Annotated in this window: 1 protein-coding gene and 1 pseudogene; both read left to right on the forward strand. The window is 71.5% G+C overall.

Features of this window, described 5'->3' with window-relative positions:
• Positions 1-119: 119 nt before the first annotated feature.
• Positions 120-2,036, forward strand: a complete 1,917-nt coding sequence (gene shc / locus G3N92_RS33095; RefSeq protein ID WP_206131723.1) for a squalene--hopene cyclase — start codon at positions 120-122, stop codon at positions 2,034-2,036.
• 6 nt (positions 2,037-2,042) lie between these two features.
• Positions 2,043-2,372: pseudogene (locus G3N92_RS33100) on the forward strand (hypothetical protein); the annotation flags it as partial.

Consider the following 2,372-nt stretch of genomic DNA (forward strand, 5'->3'; position numbering starts at 1 on the left):
CCGCCGCCGTCGCGCCTGCGGCGGCCGTTGCCGCAGCCGCAGCCGCAGCCGTCGAGCCCACACCAGCGACGCCCGCGGCGCTTGCCACGCCCGCCTCCCCCGCCGAACTCGATACCGCGATCACCCGCGCCATCGACACGCTGCTGGCCGACCAGCAGCCCGACGGCCATTGGGTCTACGAGCTCGAAGCGGACGCGACGATCCCGGCCGAATACGTGCTGCTCGTGCACCACCTCGGCGAGACGCCGAACGCCGCGCTCGAACGCAAGATCGGCCGTTATCTGCGCCGCATCCAGTTGCCCGGCGGCGGCTGGCCGCTGTTCACCGACGGCCGCCCCGACGTCAGCGCGAGCGTGAAGGCCTACTTCGCGCTGAAGCTGATCGGCGACGCTGCCGACGCCGAGCACATGGTTCGCGCCCGCAACGCGATTCACGCGATGGGCGGCGCGGAGATGTCGAACGTCTTCACGCGCATCCAGCTTGCGCTGTTCGGCGTGGTGCCGTGGTACGCGGTGCCGATGATGCCGGTCGAGATCATGCTGCTGCCGCAGTGGTTCCCGTTCCACCTGTCGAAGGTGTCGTACTGGGCGCGCACCGTTACCGTGCCGCTGCTCGTGCTGGCCGCGAAGCGCCCGCTGGCGAAGAACCCGCTCGGCGTGCGCGTCGACGAGCTGTTCGTCGACGCCCCCGTCAACGCCGGCCTGCTGCCGCGCCAGGGCCATCAAAGCCCCGGCTGGTTCACGTTCTTCCGCGGCGTGGACGGCCTGCTGCGCCTCGTCGACGGCCTGTTCCCGCGCTACTCGCGCGAGCGCGCGATCCGTCAGGCCGTGCAGTTCGTCGACGAGCGCCTGAACGGCGAGGACGGCCTCGGCGCGATCTATCCGGCGATGGCGAACTCCGTGATGATGTACGCCGCGCTCGGCTACCCCGAGGATCACCCGAACCGCGCCACCGCGCGCCGCTCGCTCGAGAAGCTGCTCGTGATCGACGACGACGAGGACGGCGAAGCCTATTGCCAGCCGTGCCTGTCGCCCGTCTGGGACACCTCGCTCGCGGCGCACGCGCTGCTCGAAACCGGCGAGCCGCGCGCCGAGCAGGCGGTGCTGCGCGGCCTCGAATGGCTGCGCCCGCTGCAGATTCTCGACGTGCGCGGCGATTGGATCTCGCGCCGTCCGCACGTGCGCCCGGGCGGTTGGGCGTTCCAGTACGCGAACCCGCACTACCCCGACGTCGACGACACCGCCGTGGTGGCGCTGGCGATGGATCGCGCGGCGCGCCTCACGCAATCCGACGTCGATCGCGACGCGATCGCCCGCGCCCGCGAATGGGTGGTCGGCATGCAGAGCAGCGACGGCGGCTGGGGCGCGTTCGAGCCCGAGAATACCCATCACTACCTGAACAACATCCCGTTCTCCGATCACGGTGCGCTGCTCGATCCGCCGACCGTCGACGTGTCGGGCCGCTGCCTGTCGATGCTGGCCCAGCTCGGCGAAACCACGACGAACAGCCAGCCCGCGCAGCGCGCGCTCGATTACCTGCTCGCCGAGCAGGAGCCGGACGGCAGTTGGTACGGCCGCTGGGGCATGAACTACATCTACGGCACCTGGAGCGCGCTCGGCGCGCTGAACGCGGCCGGCCTCGCGCACGACGATCCGCGCGTGAAGCGCGGCGCGCAATGGCTGCTGTCGATTCAAAATGCCGACGGCGGCTGGGGCGAGGACGGCGACAGCTACAAGCTCGACTATCGCGGCTACGAGCCCGCCACCAGCACCGCGTCGCAAACGGCCTGGGCGCTGCTCGGCCTGATGGCCGCCGGCGAGGTGGCGCATCCGGCCGTCGCGCGCGGCATCGCGTGGCTGATCGCGGAGCAGAAGGCGCACGGCCTGTGGGACGAGACGCGCTTCACGGCCACCGGCTTCCCGCGCGTGTTCTACCTGCGCTACCACGGCTATCGCAAGTTCTTCCCGCTGTGGGCGCTGGCGCGCTTCCGGGCGCTGACGCGCGCCGGCACGACGCGCGTCGCGATGGGGATGTAAGCGCGGATGGCGACGCTCACGACCCAGGCGCCGGTGATCGCGGTCACCGGCATGGCCTTCGAGGCCAAGATCGCACGCGGCGACGGCGTGGAAACCGTTTTCGCGGCGCGCGCGGACCGGCTCGAACGCGCGCTGTCCGAAGCCGTGGCGCGCGGCTGCGCCGGCATCATCAGCTTCGGCACGGCGGGCGGCCTCGCGCCCGATCTCGAACCGGGCGCGCTGGTGATCGCCGACGCGATCGATGGCCCGTTCGGCGAGATGGTGACCGACGCCGCGTGGAACCGCCGGCTCGCCAACGCGCTGCGCGGCACGCCGGTGGCGCCGATGCTGCGGCGC

The sequence above is a fragment of the Burkholderia sp. Ac-20379 genome (assembly GCF_017104645.1).
Taxonomy (GTDB): domain Bacteria; phylum Pseudomonadota; class Gammaproteobacteria; order Burkholderiales; family Burkholderiaceae; genus Burkholderia.